Annotated in this window: 12 protein-coding genes and 2 pseudogenes; 4 read left to right on the top strand and 10 right to left on the bottom strand. The window is 37.6% G+C overall.

Annotated elements, in window-relative coordinates:
- Positions 1–617: 617 nt before the first annotated feature.
- The 3 genes from C9J37_RS14945 to C9J37_RS14935 form a co-directional block, all read right to left on the bottom strand.
- Complete coding sequence (locus C9J37_RS14945; RefSeq protein ID WP_107895967.1) at positions 618–1058, bottom strand: GNAT family N-acetyltransferase; 441 nt, start codon at positions 1056–1058, stop codon at positions 618–620.
- Positions 1059–1096: 38 nt separating this feature from the next.
- Positions 1097–2026, bottom strand: a complete 930-nt coding sequence (locus C9J37_RS14940; protein WP_268808011.1) for an ATP-grasp domain-containing protein — start codon at positions 2024–2026, stop codon at positions 1097–1099.
- Positions 2027–2202: 176 nt separating this feature from the next.
- A complete protein-coding gene (locus tag C9J37_RS14935; RefSeq protein ID WP_107895965.1) occupies positions 2203–3273 on the bottom strand; it encodes a dipeptide epimerase in 1071 nt (356 codons plus the stop codon).
- A 170-nt stretch (positions 3274–3443) separates the two neighbouring features.
- Here C9J37_RS14935 and C9J37_RS14930 point away from each other — a divergent pair.
- A pseudogene (locus tag C9J37_RS14930) lies at positions 3444–4598 on the top strand (IS110 family RNA-guided transposase); the annotation flags it as partial.
- Between the two features lie 502 nt (positions 4599–5100).
- Here C9J37_RS14930 and C9J37_RS14925 read toward each other — a convergent pair.
- From C9J37_RS14925 to panB, 5 genes and pseudogenes are all read right to left on the bottom strand, one after another.
- A pseudogene (locus C9J37_RS14925) lies at positions 5101–6320 on the bottom strand (ISL3 family transposase).
- A 206-nt stretch (positions 6321–6526) separates the two neighbouring features.
- The gene (dinG, locus tag C9J37_RS14920; protein ID WP_107895964.1) at positions 6527–9298 is read right to left on the bottom strand and encodes an ATP-dependent DNA helicase DinG, 3'-5' exoribonuclease type; all 2772 of its coding nucleotides are present in this window, start codon (positions 9296–9298) and stop codon (positions 6527–6529) included.
- 218 nt (positions 9299–9516) lie between these two features.
- Entirely contained in the window at positions 9517–9900 is a 384-nt protein-coding gene (panD, locus tag C9J37_RS14915) for an aspartate 1-decarboxylase (protein WP_024364245.1), read from the bottom strand.
- Between the two features lies 1 nt (position 9901).
- The gene (gene panC, locus C9J37_RS14910) at positions 9902–10756 is read right to left on the bottom strand and encodes a pantoate--beta-alanine ligase (RefSeq protein ID WP_107895963.1); all 855 of its coding nucleotides are present in this window, start codon (positions 10754–10756) and stop codon (positions 9902–9904) included.
- A complete protein-coding gene (gene panB, locus C9J37_RS14905) occupies positions 10757–11593 on the bottom strand; it encodes a 3-methyl-2-oxobutanoate hydroxymethyltransferase (RefSeq protein ID WP_107895962.1) in 837 nt (278 codons plus the stop codon).
- Between the two features lie 551 nt (positions 11594–12144).
- On the opposite strand from panB, the gene C9J37_RS14900 reads away from it, so the two are divergent.
- The 3 genes from C9J37_RS14900 to C9J37_RS14890 are packed head-to-tail and all read left to right on the top strand — an operon-like array spanning position 12145 to position 13891.
- Positions 12145–12465 (top strand): PadR family transcriptional regulator, encoded by a 321-nt coding sequence (locus C9J37_RS14900; RefSeq protein WP_024364248.1) that lies wholly within the window; start codon positions 12145–12147, stop codon positions 12463–12465.
- Positions 12458–13057, top strand: coding sequence for a DUF1700 domain-containing protein (locus C9J37_RS14895; RefSeq protein ID WP_107895961.1), 600 nt, complete (start codon positions 12458–12460; stop codon positions 13055–13057). The genes C9J37_RS14900 and C9J37_RS14895 overlap by 8 nt, the downstream gene beginning before the upstream one ends.
- Positions 13058–13891: a DUF4097 family beta strand repeat-containing protein gene (locus C9J37_RS14890; RefSeq protein WP_107895960.1), complete on the top strand. Its 834-nt coding sequence runs from the start codon at positions 13058–13060 to the stop codon at positions 13889–13891.
- Between the two features lie 378 nt (positions 13892–14269).
- Here the strand turns inward: C9J37_RS14890 and C9J37_RS14885 are convergent, their stop codons facing one another.
- Positions 14270–15253, bottom strand: a complete 984-nt coding sequence (locus C9J37_RS14885; RefSeq protein WP_107895989.1) for a biotin--[acetyl-CoA-carboxylase] ligase — start codon at positions 15251–15253, stop codon at positions 14270–14272.
- Positions 15254–15342: 89 nt separating this feature from the next.
- Positions 15343–15879: a GNAT family N-acetyltransferase gene (locus C9J37_RS14880; RefSeq protein ID WP_407656251.1), complete on the bottom strand. Its 537-nt coding sequence runs from the start codon at positions 15877–15879 to the stop codon at positions 15343–15345.
- Between the last annotated feature and the right edge of the window lie 68 nt (positions 15880–15947).

Genomic DNA, 15947 nt, shown 5'->3' with positions numbered 1-15947 from the left:
GCTGTTATAACTGTCTTGGCGATAAAGCCAAAATTACTTGCCATTTCGTGAATGTGCCATGTAAATTATTTACAACACTCATGATGACGGTCTTATTTTTTGCAATAACCGTTTTTTTATACAATGCGCAATTTCAGCTCGTCGAGAAGAAATTGTTTTCATCAAAATTTTTTGCAATACAAAAATGCACTAATAAAATGACTATAAATAAGCATTCATTAGTGCGTAAATTCCATATAGAATGATGAACGAAGGGTGTTCAACGTTTAAGCATTTTAGAATGTAATATCCTAAAAAATACAACACGATTAGTGGAGACAGAGAATACATCATTTTTATAAAATTGCTGAAAAAGAAGAGGTACTTATTGGATAGTAACGTAAATCTTTCGTTAGATAAAATAGGAATGAATTCCTTAAGTTGCTAAGTATTACGTATCATTCTAGATACGATTAATTGAATGACTTATTTATGAAACGTAAAGTAGCTTTGGCGTGACGGCTTATATACATGGTGATATTTAACTACTTTGTTAACAAGATGTGATCATGCATTGTATCAGGCGAAAAATCTGGCTCGTTTTTATTTGATTGGTTGGTCAGTTTTACTAGGGTCTGTTATGTTAGTTTTTTATACATCACAATATGTGGTCCAATCGGTGGATAATCAAAAACTTCACCATGTATGTTAAAACCTAATTTACTGTAATATTCCTTGACTGAGGTTCTTGCTTTGCACCATAAGAAATCAATATTTTGTTCTATCAATATATTTTTGGCATAGTCAATAATTTGTCTTCCAGCTCCTAACATTCTGAATTTTGGAAGCGTCGCCATTCCTCGTAAGCGATATTGATTTTCAATGCTAAAATCAGGATTTTTTTCGATACAAAAAGATGCTATACTAATAAGTTCTCCCTTAGAAAACGCACCTATATGAAATGCACCATCTTCATGATCCGTAGCATAAACACAATCAGCTACTGTCATATTAGGACGCAGGATTTTTTGCCTAAGGAAATAAGTCATTTCAGGTTTGATTTTTTCAACTGTTATCATAAATTACCTCCTATAAAATTATATATTTGTCTACCTAATCATTTACAAAGTTTAAAAAACTTGTTGGCTATGACTCCCATTGTAGGTGTAAATTCAAATTTTTCACCTAAAGCTAATAATAAATTTGCACCTATTATATCAATACCTTTAGCAGCCGAAACTAAGTGACTCGTAATACCACCACCACCTAATCGACCGTTTATCTCAACAATCTTACAACCCTGTTTTGTAATCATTACTTCTGCATGAAATCCCGTATTATCCAACTCTAAAGCTTTAATGCCTTTACTTGTAACATCTAATATTTCCTTTTCTAAATCAATTGTTACCCTAGCAGGAAAAGCATGTTGCGGTTCGTTAAAATACTCATCAGTCCATTTTTCTGTAATTCCAGCAAAATATATAACTCCATCTGAAACCACACCTTCAATGCTGACCTCTTTACCTTCCATAAATTCTTCTACAACATATTCTTGATGATAAAAAGAAAACATAATATCTTTCTCTATCGAGGTAGAGTTAATCAGTATTTCAAATGTTTTATATAACTCACTTGGATCAGAAATCTTAAAAATACCTTTACTTGCTGAAGCACCTACTGGCTTTACAATAAGTGGGTATTGTAATCCAACGCACGCCTTATTCAATTCTTCAAAAGTAGAAAATTTACAGAATTTAGGATGTGGAACATTGTGTATTTTTAGTGCTTCGCGCATTTTCCACTTATTGCGAGCACGTTCAGCAGCCTCAATTGGACTTCCTTTTAAATTAAATTGATTAGCTACGACTGCAACAGGAACAACATCTCTATCCCAAAAAGTTACAACTCCATCAAACGGATTTTCTTTCATTGCTTTTTTTAATGCTGTTATTGTTTCATCAATATTATATGTATCCGCTTTAATGTAAAAATCAACATAGTGTTTAGACCAATCTGGTAATTCAGGTCCAACTACAGATACTGTCAGATCTAATTTTTTTGCTGTTTGTAAGGTCGATATTTTTTCATCATATGTTGCATTTAAAAATAAAATATTTTTTTCATATTTTCAAGCTCCTAATTTTTCATCCATTTTAATTTATTCTTAAGTTTTCCATTAGAAATTGACATAGACTCAACAGAAACAATCTTCGAAAAAAACTTTTAGAAAATATTTTTAAAACCCAATCCAGGAATATTGACCATTGTAATCTTATTCTCGTTAGTTAATGGTCCTCCATCGAATGAATCATTCTCATAAAAAAGATGCGAATCTAAGTCACATTTAGTTATTATACTTTTAGCTGCTGCAAGGTGAGCTGCCGCACTAATACTAATTTTACTTTCATTTGTACAACCTATCATACATTCAACACCGTAAACCTCAGCAATAGTACATATTTTAAGCGCATTATAAATTCCCCCTGTTTTAATAAGCTTAATATTAATCAGGTCTGCCGCTCTATGTTGAATTAAATTTAATGCATCTATTGGATTATGTACACTTTCATCAGCCATAATTGGTGTGTGTACATTTCTAGTAACAAAAGCCATTCCATCAATATCTTGAAAGTAAACAGGTTGCTCCACTAACTCTATATCTAAGTCCAAATCCTCCATTTCCCTTATTATCTTGACTGCTTCTTTTGGCTTCCATCCTTGATTGGCATCTACTCTCAATTTTATGCTTTTTCCAACCGCATTTCTAATTTCTTTAGTTCGTTTTATATCTAATTTGTGGTCCATCCCAAGCTTAATCTTTAGAGTTTTAAACCCCTTACTGACTGCATCTATACTATCACTTACCATTTCGTTTACTTCATTTAAACTAATCGTTACATCAGTTTCAATTTGATTCCGATAACCGCCAAGTATTTTGTATAATGGTTTATTTTGATATTGCGCATATAAATCGTAGACAGCCATATCCACTGCTGCTTTAGCACCTGTATTTTTTGAAATACAATTGTTTATTTTTATCATTAACCCTTCAAAATTTTCCATATCCATTCCCAAAATAGCATGCTTTATATATTTCAGTGCTGCCAAAATTGAACCATTTGTTTCTCCTGTTACAAAAGTATGAGGCGAAGCCTCTCCGTATCCAACCATTCCATTTTCTGTAACAATTTTAATGATAATATTATTTAAACTGTCTACAGTTCTAACGCTAGTATTAAAAGGCTTTTTTAAAGGCACATTAATTTCACTAAACTCCATATCAATAATTTTCATTAGTGTACTCCTCGTATATTAGTAGTAAGAGCTCTTTCCGATAGAATTTCCAGTTGATCCGGACAACTGGGGAATCTGTTGGATTTCCTATAGGAGATGAGTCGCCTTTTGGCTCCCTCACTCTTTTTTTATGTTTTACCTGTTTGACCCTGGTTTACACGAGGGACCAAGCTGATTTTTCTGTTTCTAATGATATAGAAGGTGCGAACACCTTGATTCAAAAGCTTTTGAAAACAGCGGAAAAGAATCAGCTTACACAATTAAAAATTGGGATGGAATCAACGGACCAATATAGTTGGCACCTAGCCCATTATTTGAAAAATCAACTACAGGGCTATGCACCCTTGTTTCAAACAGCGGTGTTTATGCTCAATGCTCGAAAAGTAGCACGCTTTAAAAAAGGCTACGATACGTTACCGAAAAACGACCGAATGGATGCCTGGGTTATTGCGGATCATTTACGCTTTGGACGCTTGCCATATGATATGCAAGAAACCCTTCAACACGAGGCGCTTCGCCGTTTAACTCGTACACGTTTTCACATGATGCATGAAATTGCGCGTAATAAAACGTACATGCTGAATCAACTGTTTTTAAAATTTAGTGGCTTACGCCAAGATAATCCGTTCTCTAACACATTTGGTACGACGAGTTTAGCCGTCATTGAAGAGCTCGACCCTGAAATGATTGCAGAAATGCCACTAGAAGAGCTAGTAGAGTTCTTACAAGAAAAGGGCAAGAATCGTTTTGCGGAACCAGAAGAAATCGCAAAATATCTTCAAAAGCTGGCTCGCAACTCCTTTCGTTTAGACAAAACAATGGCGGATCCCGTTAATTTATCACTATCTGTGATTTTAAGTACGATTCGCCATATGGAAGCCCAAGTCAAGCGCTTAGATAAAGAAATTGAGCGTATGATGAAAGGATTCACTCAAACATTAACATCGGTAAAAGGTATCGGACCCGTGTACGCAGCGGGATTACTCTCTGAAATTGGTGACATTAAGCGTTTTGATGATCATCACGCTTTAGCGAAATACGCAGGACTTGTATGGTCACAATATCAATCAGGTGAGTATGAATCAGAAAACACCCATCGTGTGCGAACCGGTAATAAGTATTTACGCTACTATCTCGTTCAAGCCGCTGATGCCATACGAAAACATGACACTGAATATAAAGCCTTTTATCAAAAGAAATTCAATGAAGTTACGAAAAATCAACACAAACGTGCTCTCGTCTTAACCGCTAGAAAACTTGTACGCCTCGTGCATTCGCTACTACGCACGAATCAGCTGTACATACCAGCCGAAAGGAGAGAGTAAATTTACCTATTCTCTTTCTTTCAAACCTTTGAACCGGCTTCCATTTACGCCCTTTTTTTGCGCGAAAAATGCGAGGTTTATTTGAGTATACTTAAAAACAGTTTTTTAGATGTTTAGTAGCTTAAGAATTTCCAATTCCGATGTTTTTTATGGTTGACATATCACCACTGGTCTTGTACATTATTAAAAGTATTATTTAAAATTTATTTTTGAATAGCCCCATATTTTTTTATTATATAGAATTAAAAACCAATTATAATGAATCGAAATAGTAAAGCTATATTAACTCCTCGTAGCTATAGTTATACTATCTCGAGTTTAATAATAATTTATCATTGAGAACATTTCTCAATCAATAGTAAAATTACTTTATTTTTTTGTAAAATTCAGATATTTTTTAATAATAATTTTTGTATTATGTAAAAAATATTATCTATTAACTTCTCTCCTTATATTTTTGGGTTCTAAGTCAAATGTTGGGGTGCTGTACTCTTTCAGCACGTTAACCCAGATGAACCCCGATTCCTTTATACTTTAAATTTAATAAGATTTTTGCTCGAAAGTGATCGAAGCGTGGAAAGCCATATGCATTCCGTTTCATCACTTTTGTTTTATTATTAATGCCTTCTAAGAAGCCATTGGAATAATCAAAACTAAAGCTATTTAAGATTTCTACTTGCGAGTTTTTCAATGTTTGAATTGCTTTTAAGAAAGCGGGTAATTTTGTCTCTTCCACTTTACGGTAAAAAGCTAGGTATCGCTTCTTTACTTCTACGACATCATTCTGTGTCTTTGCCCAATCAAACCATTTACAATAGGCTTCCTTTAATTCGTGAGCTACTTTTAATGTTTCAGACATTTCTGTATAGCGTTGTAAGTACCACTGTTGTTTCGGTGATAATTTAGATGCACGTTTATAAAATACATGACGCATACATTTACACTTTGTGCGATTGTATTTGTCCCATTCTTTTTGTACTTGTCGGCGCACTTCATCCATTGCCCAATAGATATAACGGGTATAATGAAAACGGTCTGCCACGATAACAGGTCGACCTAGCGCTTGGTGAACAGCTGCTTTAAAACTTGGATTCATATCCATGACCACTATCTCAACATCGGCTCCATACTGACTTAAGTAATTTTTTATTGTTTCTTTTTTACGATTCGGTAAAATATCAATCGGCTCGCGTGTCTCCGCATTCGCAATTATTAGTTGATATGTACCTGCATCTGTATCACCTTTATACTCATCAATCGCAATCGCTTTTGGTAAACGTACACCCTCTACCAGTTGTTTATTCGCTACCTTTTTAAAACGACGAATGACCGTCGTGGTTGATGTGCCTAGTACTTCTGCAGCTTCTTTAAACGTTTTGGCTTTAATAGCACGTATACTCACTACTTGATTCCATTTCCATTCCTTTGAATAACGTTGATATTTATCTACGAATGGGGATTTTCAGAGAAACGTTTTCCACAATCACAAACATAACGACAACGTTTATAGAAAAGAATTGTTAAACGTTCAAACCATTTTAAGTGATTGATTTTCTGTATACGATAATCGTGAACCTTTGATGTTTCTTTTTTACAAACTGGACATTGATGCGTACATTTAGGCAATTGCACATACAATGCGATTAGATCGCCTACTTCTTCTACTTTTGTAATCTCTACATCTTTTAATCCTGGAATATTCATGTTAAAATTCATTTGCACAGTTCACCTTTCTATTACTTGTTTCTCGACAATTCAAGTATATATAAATCGGTGAATCTGTGCTTTTTTTATGCGTGGAATTGTGTGAATACCCCAACAAATATTATAGAACCTATTTTTGCTGCAAGAACATATAAAAAACCACCCCAAAAGTTAGTTTTTTAACTCTAACTTTTGGGGTGTAGCACCACTAGGGGGTTTAATATTTATTTCTTCCAATAATTAAGTTCTTTTAACAACTCTGGGAGTTGTAATTTCTTCACATCGATTGGCGGTAATGCATGAATAAATTCTTTGCCATAAGATTTTGTGCTAATACGGCGATCTAGCACAATAAATGCGCCCTTATCTTGGGATGATCGAATTAAACGGCCAAATCCTTGCTTAAAGCGCATAATTGCTTCCGGTAAAGATAGCTCCGTAAAGGAGTTGCGCCCTTGTAATGTTAGATGTTTGGCTCGCGCCTTGAACACTGGCTCCTCTGGTGAAGAAAACGGTAGTCGTACAACAATGACAGAAGAAAGTGCATCACCAGGAACGTCTACCCCTTCCCAAAAGCTGTTTGTGCCAAATAGCACTGCTTGGTTGAACTTCTGAAATGATTTAAGAATGCGCATGCGACTACCACCTGTGACACCTTGTGCAAAGAGCATATAGTCATCGAGAAGCTCACTATCTTGAATCAGCTCAACCGTTTTTCTTAACATATCTTGGGCAGTGAATAACACAAAGCAACGTCCTTCTGTCATGCGAACCGTGCGTGTAATCGCATGCGCCACTGCTTCAATATACTCTGCCTGCGTCACCTGTTGAATATCTGGCATATCTGTGACAATAAACGCTTTTGCACCGGAATAATATGATGCTGGTGCTTGTAACTGCATAACTTGCACACTATCTGAAATGCCAAGCTGACGCGTAATAAAGCGTTCATTTCCTGGTACCGTTAAAGTGCCTGAAGTCCAAACGATACTTGCTTGTTTACGAAGTGGCGCCATTACTTTTTCTATAATTGGTGTAACATTAACTGGCTTCTTATAAACATGCAGACTGCCAGGGACACTGCGTAAATCAAATTCAAACCAAACGGAATGTTCGTCCTGATGTAAAAGGAAAATTTCCTCCCATTCCGCAATTCTTAGCTTCAACTCTCGAATCCAATAGTGCCACTCAGATAAAATAAAAACCTCATTTTTGTCTAACTGTTCAATATTATTTTCAAAAGCTTTACCAGCTTCCACCGCAAGATCAAGCCAGTGCTGTAATAGTTTGCTGACTTGTAAGAGCGGCTCTTTTGCTAGTGATACATCCTCTAAGAACAGGGTACATTTGCTACTAGCCTGTTTGCCTCGAACTTGCTGTTGCATTTTTTGTACAGCATGCCCAATGGTGTCATCGAAAACACGCTGTAATCGGATAAATTGTTTGTCAAGTTGCTGTAAACTTTGCATTGGAATGCGCTGTTTCTTTTTAGCTGCCTGACTGAATTGTTGAAAGAGCGCTGTATCTTCCATTGTTCCAATTTGGCCAAAAATATATTTCCATTGTGTGTAGGAAAAGACGGTTTCATCTTGTTGCATAGCTGCTTGAATAACTTGATGCGCTTCATCGATAATCCACCCATCGATTTGTCTAAAGATTGGTGTTTGACGAACTAAATCACTAATGACCATCGAATGATTTGTCACGATGCAATCCGCTGTCGTACTATTTTTTAATGCTTGCTCATAAAAATCAAAGCCCTTTGTCGGTTTCTCCTCAGGCAATTTGCGAATTTTTTCTAAAAAAAGCTGTCCCCCACCGGAAACATTAAGTTCACTTAATACGCCTGTCTGCGTTTTTGTCAGCCAGACAAGCAACTGTAAAATGGTAAATGTATCATCATATGATTCATCTGCATATGCCATACACTGTTCAAAGCGAGCAAGGTCGATATAATGTTGCATACCTTTCAGTACAGCAACGTTTACTTTTGTATCAAGAATTTTTTCGATTTTTAGTAGTTCTTCTTCTACAAGTTGCTCCTGTAGATGTGCTGTATACGTACTAATCGCAATTTTTTTATTGTTCGCCCGCGCATATAAAATACTAGGTAAAAGATAACCGACTGTTTTGCCGATGCCCGTCGAAGCCTCAATCACACATTCTTCTTTGTCATTTAATGCTTGCCAAATTGTATCCATCATCGTAAATTGGGCAGGTCGTTGCTCGAAGTTTGGCATAGCTTTTGTCATCAGTGCTTCTTTTTCATTTATTGTTTTTGGATAAGGTGCTAGCTCGGATTTTAGAACCCGTTTTTGACGACCATCACAAATTGCAATATTGCGATAGTACGTAATATTTTCATCAGTTGTTCTATGATGACGTTTAAGTTGTAATGCTTCAAAGAAAAGCTGGGACAAATTAGATTTTAAACGGAATGAACGTTTATGCATTTGCTCGAGCGTTAGTTGTGGAAGGCTTAGAAGCTCTTTCCAACTACGTTTAAAAAGTTCAGCCGTTGCCAGCGCATCATCATCCGCTCTATGCGCATTTTCAAGGTCAATATTTAAGTCTGCGGCTAAATCACCTAGCTTAAAGCTAAGTGACATGGGAAATAAAATTTTTGCTAGTTCAACTGTATCCATTTTCTTACCATGCCATTTTGGTAAACCCGCTCGTTTAAATTCTGCTTGTAAAAAGGATAAGTCAAAATCCGTATTATGCGCGACAAAAACACAATCGGAAATTAATTCGTATATGTAGTCGGCATGTGCCTCGAACGGCAAGGCATCTTTCACATCCTCGTCCGTTATATGCGTTAAATCTTGAATAAAGGACGGAATCGATTTCCCTGGATGAATAAATTTTGTATAGGTGCGTTCTATTTTCCAATCCTTCATAATGACAATGGCAATTTGAATCATTCGGTCACCATTTGCTGGAGAATGACCTGTCGTCTCCAAATCAACTATTGCATACTTTTGACTTTCCATCATACATCTCAACTCACAGTTCACATTAGATAGATGAATTTTATCATAAATACATCTCGCAGGTCATCCTTGCGCCATTTCAATAAAAAAACGCGCGAGAATCATATGAATTATGCGAATTTTACGAATTGTTCTGGTGACTGGCACCAAAAAAAATCCACTGCGCTTGTACACCGTAAGCGCAGTGGATTTTACTAAAAGAATTGTGTGGGTGACTGGCACTACAATACAGTTGCTTCTGGCTCGTAGGCAATCATTTCTTTAATGGTATTGCCTTCTCCCATAATGGCTACTGTCGGTTTATGGTCCTTGGCCTCTGCATTATCCACATAAACATATGAAATAATGATTACAATATCTCCACGTTGTACGAGACGCGCTGCTGCCCCATTGACACAAATCACGCCTGATCCGCGCTCACCTGCAATAATATACGTTTCAAAGCGCGCACCATTATTATTATTCACAATATGCACTTTTTCATTTGGTAACATTCCAACGGCATCTAAAATATCCTCATCAATTGTAATCGAGCCTACATAATTTAAATCCGCTTCCGTTACAGTAGCACGGTGGATTTTACTATTCATCATCATTCGTAACATGTTATTTTCCTTCTTTCACAATAAAAATACAATTATCAATTAAACGTGTTTGGCCGATGTAGACGGCGGCTGCCAAAAGAACTTGTTCCGTTTGGTCTGTTACAGGCAGGAGATCGGGATAAGCCAATAATTCTATATAGTCAATTTTGCCATGTGTGCGTGCTGCGATATGAGCTTTTGCCTTTGCAAGGGCTGCTGTTGCATCACCATTCGCTAAAAAGCTATGTTGAGCCAGTTGCAAAGCCTCATAAATAGCCGGTGCTTCTGTGCGGTCCACCTCGCTCAAATATACATTGCGAGAAGACTTCGCTAAGCCATCTTCCTCTCGGACAATTGGTACAACACGAATCTCTAAAGGAAAATGGTAATCTCGCACCATCGTAGAGATAAGTGCCACTTGTTGGGCATCCTTTTGTCCAAAGTAAGCACGTGTTGGCTGTGTTAAATGAAACAATATTGAGACCACCTGTAAAACACCATCAAAATGTCCTGGACGGCTTGCTCCGCATAGAAGCGTTGCCTGCTCACCTGCGCGGATACGAATACCACCATCATGCGGATATATCTCTTCCACACTTGGTGCAAAGATTATGTCTACACCGACAGACTGTGCTAGAGCAGTGTCCCTTGCCAAATCACGAGGGTAACTTTCAAAATCCTCATTTGGCCCAAATTGTGTTGGATTAACAAAAATGCTCATCACAACAAGGTCATTTTCTGCACGAGCTTTTGATGCTAATGTTAAGTGACCTTCATGTAAAAAACCCATTGTTGGCACTAGTCCAATTGTTTTTTGCGCTCGTTTAGCTGCTTGAATTTCTGATGTCAGTGCTTTGATTGTAGTAATGACTTTCATTTACTTTACGCCTCCGTATAGCTGATCCAATGCTTCTTCTTTCATCGTAAAGGAGTGGTTTAATGTTGGAAATGTCCCTGTCTTCACAGCATTCACAAAACTTGCAATGCCACTGCTGGCTTCACTTCCCATATCAGCAAATTGTTCTACAAATTTTGGCACATGATGCGAACCATAGCTGAGCATGTCATGGAAAACTAATACTTGTCCATCAGCCTCAATACCCGCCCCAATACCAATTGTCGGAATCGTAAGTGCTGCGGATACTAAATCCGTTAGTTGATGTGGAATACATTCTAAAACAACTGCACATGCGCCTGCTGCTTCACATTGTTTGGCATTTTCAATAAGTTGAGCTGCCTGTTCCGCGGTTTTCCCTTGCACCTTATAGCCTCCAAGCACGCCTGCTAATTGCGGTTGCAAACCTAAATGTGCAACGACTGGAATACCTGCTGATGTTAATTTACTAATCACTGGCACTACATCTCCTGCACCTTCAACCTTAAGGGCATCTGCACCAGTTTCTTGCATCATGGATACCGCTGTTTTTAACGTGTCATTGACATCCCCGTGATAAGAACCAAATGGCATGTCCACGACAACAAACGTATTTTTTGCCCCACGACGGACAGCTTTTGCATGATGAACCATATCGGCTACTGTCACTGGCATCGTAGAAGAATAACCGAGTACAACCATTCCAAGTGAATCTCCCACTAAAATCATATCAACGCCGGCTTGCTCGGCAAATGTTGCGGAAGGATAATCGTAGGCTGTTAGCATCACGATTTTCTCCCCATTTGCTTTCATTTTTAAAAAATCTGATGTTGTCTTCATTGTGTAGTCCTCCTTTTTTAAGGAAAGAAAACAAAAAAGACCTTTCTATTCCTAAATTTGGACAGAAAGGTCATGAGTTCGTTCAGTACCGTTTTTTCCTCACTGATACCAACACATCATCTAAATTTTGTTATCTGGATAAAACAAAATTGAAGTGATGCATGATGAGGTTTTAACGTTAATTAGGCAGATAAAAACTAGTCGCGACTTATCATTTGCGATTAGGTTTCCCACTCAATCAAGTTAAATTTTGAACGTATCGTTTTCTTCCGTCCCTGTCTATAAAAGATCAAGGCAGATATTTGTTGTAAATTGTTAAACGCTGTTGAAGGTGCCGTTCACAAGGATACTGCCCTTCAGCCATTACTATAACAGATTCATTAGCTAATCTTCAAATAGTTTTTTCTAGCAATTCACTACAAGGAGCATTTATTTGTAAAGATAATGGTAAAAAAAATTGACAAATATATACTATACGTCATATACTATCCACATACTATACAACATATAATATAAAACCTTGTATAGGTAATAGAATGTGAGGTGGAAAGATGACATTTCAGCTTGGCTCCGCATTACTTGACGCTTGTGTACTTGCCATTGTCGATAAAGAGGATGCATACGGTTACTCGTTAACACAGCAAGTACAATCTGTGATGGATATATCCGAATCAACGCTGTATCCGGTATTACGTCGTTTACAAAAAGCTAACTATCTAACAACGTATGACCAACCCTATCAAGGACGAAATAGACGGTATTATCAAATTACCGAGCAAGGGCGTAAACGATTGCTAGAGCTTTTACAGGAATGGCAAATGTATAAACAAAAAGTTGACTGTGTACTTTTAGGAGGGAAATTAGATGGATAGAGAAAGCTATTTAAAAAAGCTACGAGGGAAATTACGTCGTCTTCCAGCGCATGAACTAAATGCAGCGCTTGTCTACTATGAAGAGTATTTTGATGAAGCAGGCGTAGAAAATGAGCAACAAGTTATACAACAACTAGGCTCTCCTTCTGTTGTGGCCTCACAAATAATGGCTGATTTTGCCTTAAAGGATTTAGATGCGACACCCTCTTCTACAAAGAAAAATATGACTGCTATTTGGCTTATTATTCTTGCGATTTTATCGGCACCACTATCTTTACCATTACTTGCTGTAGCGGTAGCACTTATTATATCGGTTGGAGCAGTTATTTTTAGTTTTGTTATTGCAATCGTTGCAATGGTATTAAGTATTTTCTTTGGCGGTATTGTAGCACTTATTTCAGGAGTGCTCGTATTAACCGAACACTGGCCAACCGCATTACTCTTTATAGGGATAGGATTAGTGGTAACAGGTTTAGGCGTCCTGCTTTTCCCAATCGTTGCCCGCTTACTGAAGAAAATTGGTATGGTTTGCGTGGAAGTACTAGCAAACTTGTTCCATAAAATGACGAAAAAGCACAAGGGGGGACTATAGATGACTTCACGACATAAGCTCATCGCTTTTAGTATGATTACTTTAGGGATTTTACTTGCCGTCATTGGTTTTACCTCTGGTGGTAAATGGGTGATTGTAAAAGGGGATAACGGCTTCTCTGTACCAAGTAATAATGGGCTCGAAAAGAATTCCCATACCCTCGAAGCATTTTCAGATATTCATGTAATAAACAACTATGGAGATGTCGAAATACTTCAGGGCGATAGCTACACATTAGAAACAAATGTTGTAAAAAACACAGATGTATCTTATAGCATGGACAATGGTACATTAACAGTTGAAACAAAAAGTAAAGGAAAAAATGGCGTCACATTTGGCATTGGAACGTTTAAAACACCTTCGATCATCATTACTGTGCCAAAAGATGCAAAGTTAAATTCGCTTATAGTAGACAGTGATTTTGGCGATACGATGCTTCAAGGGCTACACTACCAACAACTAACTATCAAAGGGGATTATGGCGATATCCTACTCCAAAATATTACTAGTGAGAAAACGGAGATTACACAGGCTTTCGGGGATTTGACTCTCGAACAATTCATCAGTAATGGCTTTGTTGTTGAAAGCGAGCATGGAGAAATTGATATAGAAGGAACACTTAACGGTCAATCACAAATCACCTCTAACTTTGGGGATACAACGTTAGACTTGCAAAATAAAAAAAGTGAACTAGGCTTTGAGTTAAAAACAAGCTTTGGGGAGATTACAGTGAATGATCGTGAGCACAATAGCAAGGCTTCACAACTTCTTGAAGGAAATAATCAGCTAAATGTGTCTCTGTCACATGGGGATTTAGAATTATCTTTAAACTAAACGTCACATAGCCTAAGCGCTAATAATGAAACGTTATCTTACTTAAAAACAAAGAGGCTAGGACAAAACTAAAAAAATTTAAGGAACAGAGGAAAGCTGTTCATAAATTTTTGCTATATGGGGACCTTAGCTATTCTTGCTTTTGCAATTAAAAAAATTAGAAGTGTTCACTAGTTGTTGGTAGCGGAGGTGGTGACTCCAGCTCCGAACAGCACATAATGTAAGACGCGGGCATACGCGCGAAAGCAGAGGGTTGCGGCTTACTGTGCTGAGCGGAAAGCATCGCCGTAGCGGACAACAACGGCATAGCAAAAAAGTGTTAGATTGATTGGGTTCAATCTAACACTTTTTCTCTTATGTCCCAGCCTCTTCCGTTTTTTATAAAATTTTAATATCACCCGAATAAATCGTTCGTATTGTCCCATCGTTTTGCGTTAGCTGAAGCACGCCATCATCTGTAATACCGCTGGCAATTCCTTCAAAGCGTTCTCTTAAAGTTGTCACTTCGATGCGTTGACCAATCGTGCACGACATCTGCTCCCAAAGCGCTTTAATACTAGAGAAGCCCTCTTTCACGTATAGTGCAGTAAACTGCTCTAAATATTGCAAAATTGTTGCGACAAGTGCAGCACGGTTAATTTCCTCCCCTGCCGCAATACGTAAAGATGTCGCAATATCTGCGATGTCTGGTGAGAAATCGCTTTCTAGCTGGTTGGCATTGATGCCGATTCCTACAAGTAATGCTTGTACAAGGTCTGCCTCTGCCTGCATCTCTGTTAAAATACCTGTGCATTTCTTACCGTTTATCAGTAAATCATTTGGCCATTTAATAGTGGGCTCTACATGTTTATACAATGTTTTAATCGCCATTGTAACCGCAACCGCTACGACAAGTGTGAACGAAGATGCTTGCTGTGGTGAGACATCTGGTCGTAAAATAATGGTCATCCAAATACCCGTACCATTTGCTGATTCCCATGGTCTTGCCATACGTCCACGCCCCGCTGTTTGTTCTTCACTAATCACAATTGTGCCATCTGGAGCTCCTTCCTGTGCAAGTTTATGGGCAATGGTTTGTGTGGAATCGACTACATCAAAATAGTGAATTTCTCGCCCAAAACGCTCTGTATTTAAAAATAATTCTATTTGTGTGGGACTTAAACTATTCGGTACACCAGTCAACATATAACCTTTTTTCTTAACGGTTTCAAAGGTGTAGCCTTCCTCTTGCAACGTCTGCATATGCTTCCAAATTGCCGTACGTGATACCCCTAGTGAATCTGCCAACTCCTGTCCTGAAACCGCCTCACCGCTAGATGCTAATAATCTTTTTAAAATTTCATCCTTCATGGACATACTCATACTCATACTCAAACCAATCCTTTAGTATTTTTCTTCATTGCAAACCTTAACCCATAACCTATCTCATTAGCACGAAATGCGAATAAGATTTACCATTCATGCTTTAAAATACTGAATAAAAGAGAATCTCGCCAGCCATCTTTTAGTAGCAAATCTTGCCGTATTCTACCTTCGTAAGTCATACCGATTTTTTCTAACACTTTTGCCGAGCCTAGATTTCTTGGGTCACAAGTAGCAAAAATACGGTGTAAATTTAATGCACTAAATCCAAATTCAATCAGAAGCTTTGCTACTTCAGTAGCGTATCCCTTTGCCCAATTATCTGGATGAATAATATAGCCAATCTCACCTTGTCTATTTGTAAAATCCCGAATATTCATTTCTCCAGCACCGATGACTCGATTCTTTTCCATAACAGCAAAAACGAAGCGACTTCTCGGAACGTTAGCCGCCTCCAAAACTACTTGTGTTACAAAATCTTGTGACTCTTTCTCGGAATTCGGACCCCAAGGTTGATATTGGCAAACAATTGGTTGCGATGCATATGCATGCACAGCGCTCCAATCTTGTTGTTCCATTTCTCTCAGTATCACTCTCTCACCTTTTAAATGGTTCATGTCAATCATCACCCAAACACCCCTTGATTGAAATTTACTACACGTTGTTTATGTATAAAGTGTGTGCTATGTCCCAA

Source organism: Lysinibacillus mangiferihumi (genome assembly GCF_003049665.1).
GTDB classification, from domain to species: Bacteria; Bacillota; Bacilli; order Bacillales_A; family Planococcaceae; genus Lysinibacillus; species Lysinibacillus mangiferihumi.
The sequence above is the reverse complement of the archived record's forward strand: the minus strand, read 5'-3'. Positions and strand labels throughout refer to the sequence as shown.

Coding starts and splice junctions, on each gene's coding strand:
- C9J37_RS14945 (WP_107895967.1), bottom strand. CDS start 1,058: ATGATAACAGTTGAAAAAATCAAACCTGAAATGACTTATTTCCTTAGG.
- C9J37_RS14935 (WP_107895965.1), bottom strand. CDS start 3,273: ATGAAAATTATTGATATGGAGTTTAGTGAAATTAATGTGCCTTTAAAA.
- dinG (WP_107895964.1), bottom strand. CDS start 9,298: ATGATGGAAAGTCAAAAGTATGCAATAGTTGATTTGGAGACGACAGGT.
- panD (WP_024364245.1), bottom strand. CDS start 9,900: ATGTTACGAATGATGATGAATAGTAAAATCCACCGTGCTACTGTAACG.
- panC (WP_107895963.1), bottom strand. CDS start 10,756: ATGAAAGTCATTACTACAATCAAAGCACTGACATCAGAAATTCAAGCA.
- panB (WP_107895962.1), bottom strand. CDS start 11,593: ATGAAGACAACATCAGATTTTTTAAAAATGAAAGCAAATGGGGAGAAA.
- C9J37_RS14900 (WP_024364248.1), top strand. CDS start 12,145: ATGACATTTCAGCTTGGCTCCGCATTACTTGACGCTTGTGTACTTGCC.
- C9J37_RS14895 (WP_107895961.1), top strand. CDS start 12,458: ATGGATAGAGAAAGCTATTTAAAAAAGCTACGAGGGAAATTACGTCGT.
- C9J37_RS14890 (WP_107895960.1), top strand. CDS start 13,058: ATGACTTCACGACATAAGCTCATCGCTTTTAGTATGATTACTTTAGGG.
- C9J37_RS14885 (WP_107895989.1), bottom strand. CDS start 15,253: ATGAGTATGTCCATGAAGGATGAAATTTTAAAAAGATTATTAGCATCT.
- C9J37_RS14880 (WP_407656251.1), bottom strand. CDS start 15,879: ATGATTGACATGAACCATTTAAAAGGTGAGAGAGTGATACTGAGAGAA.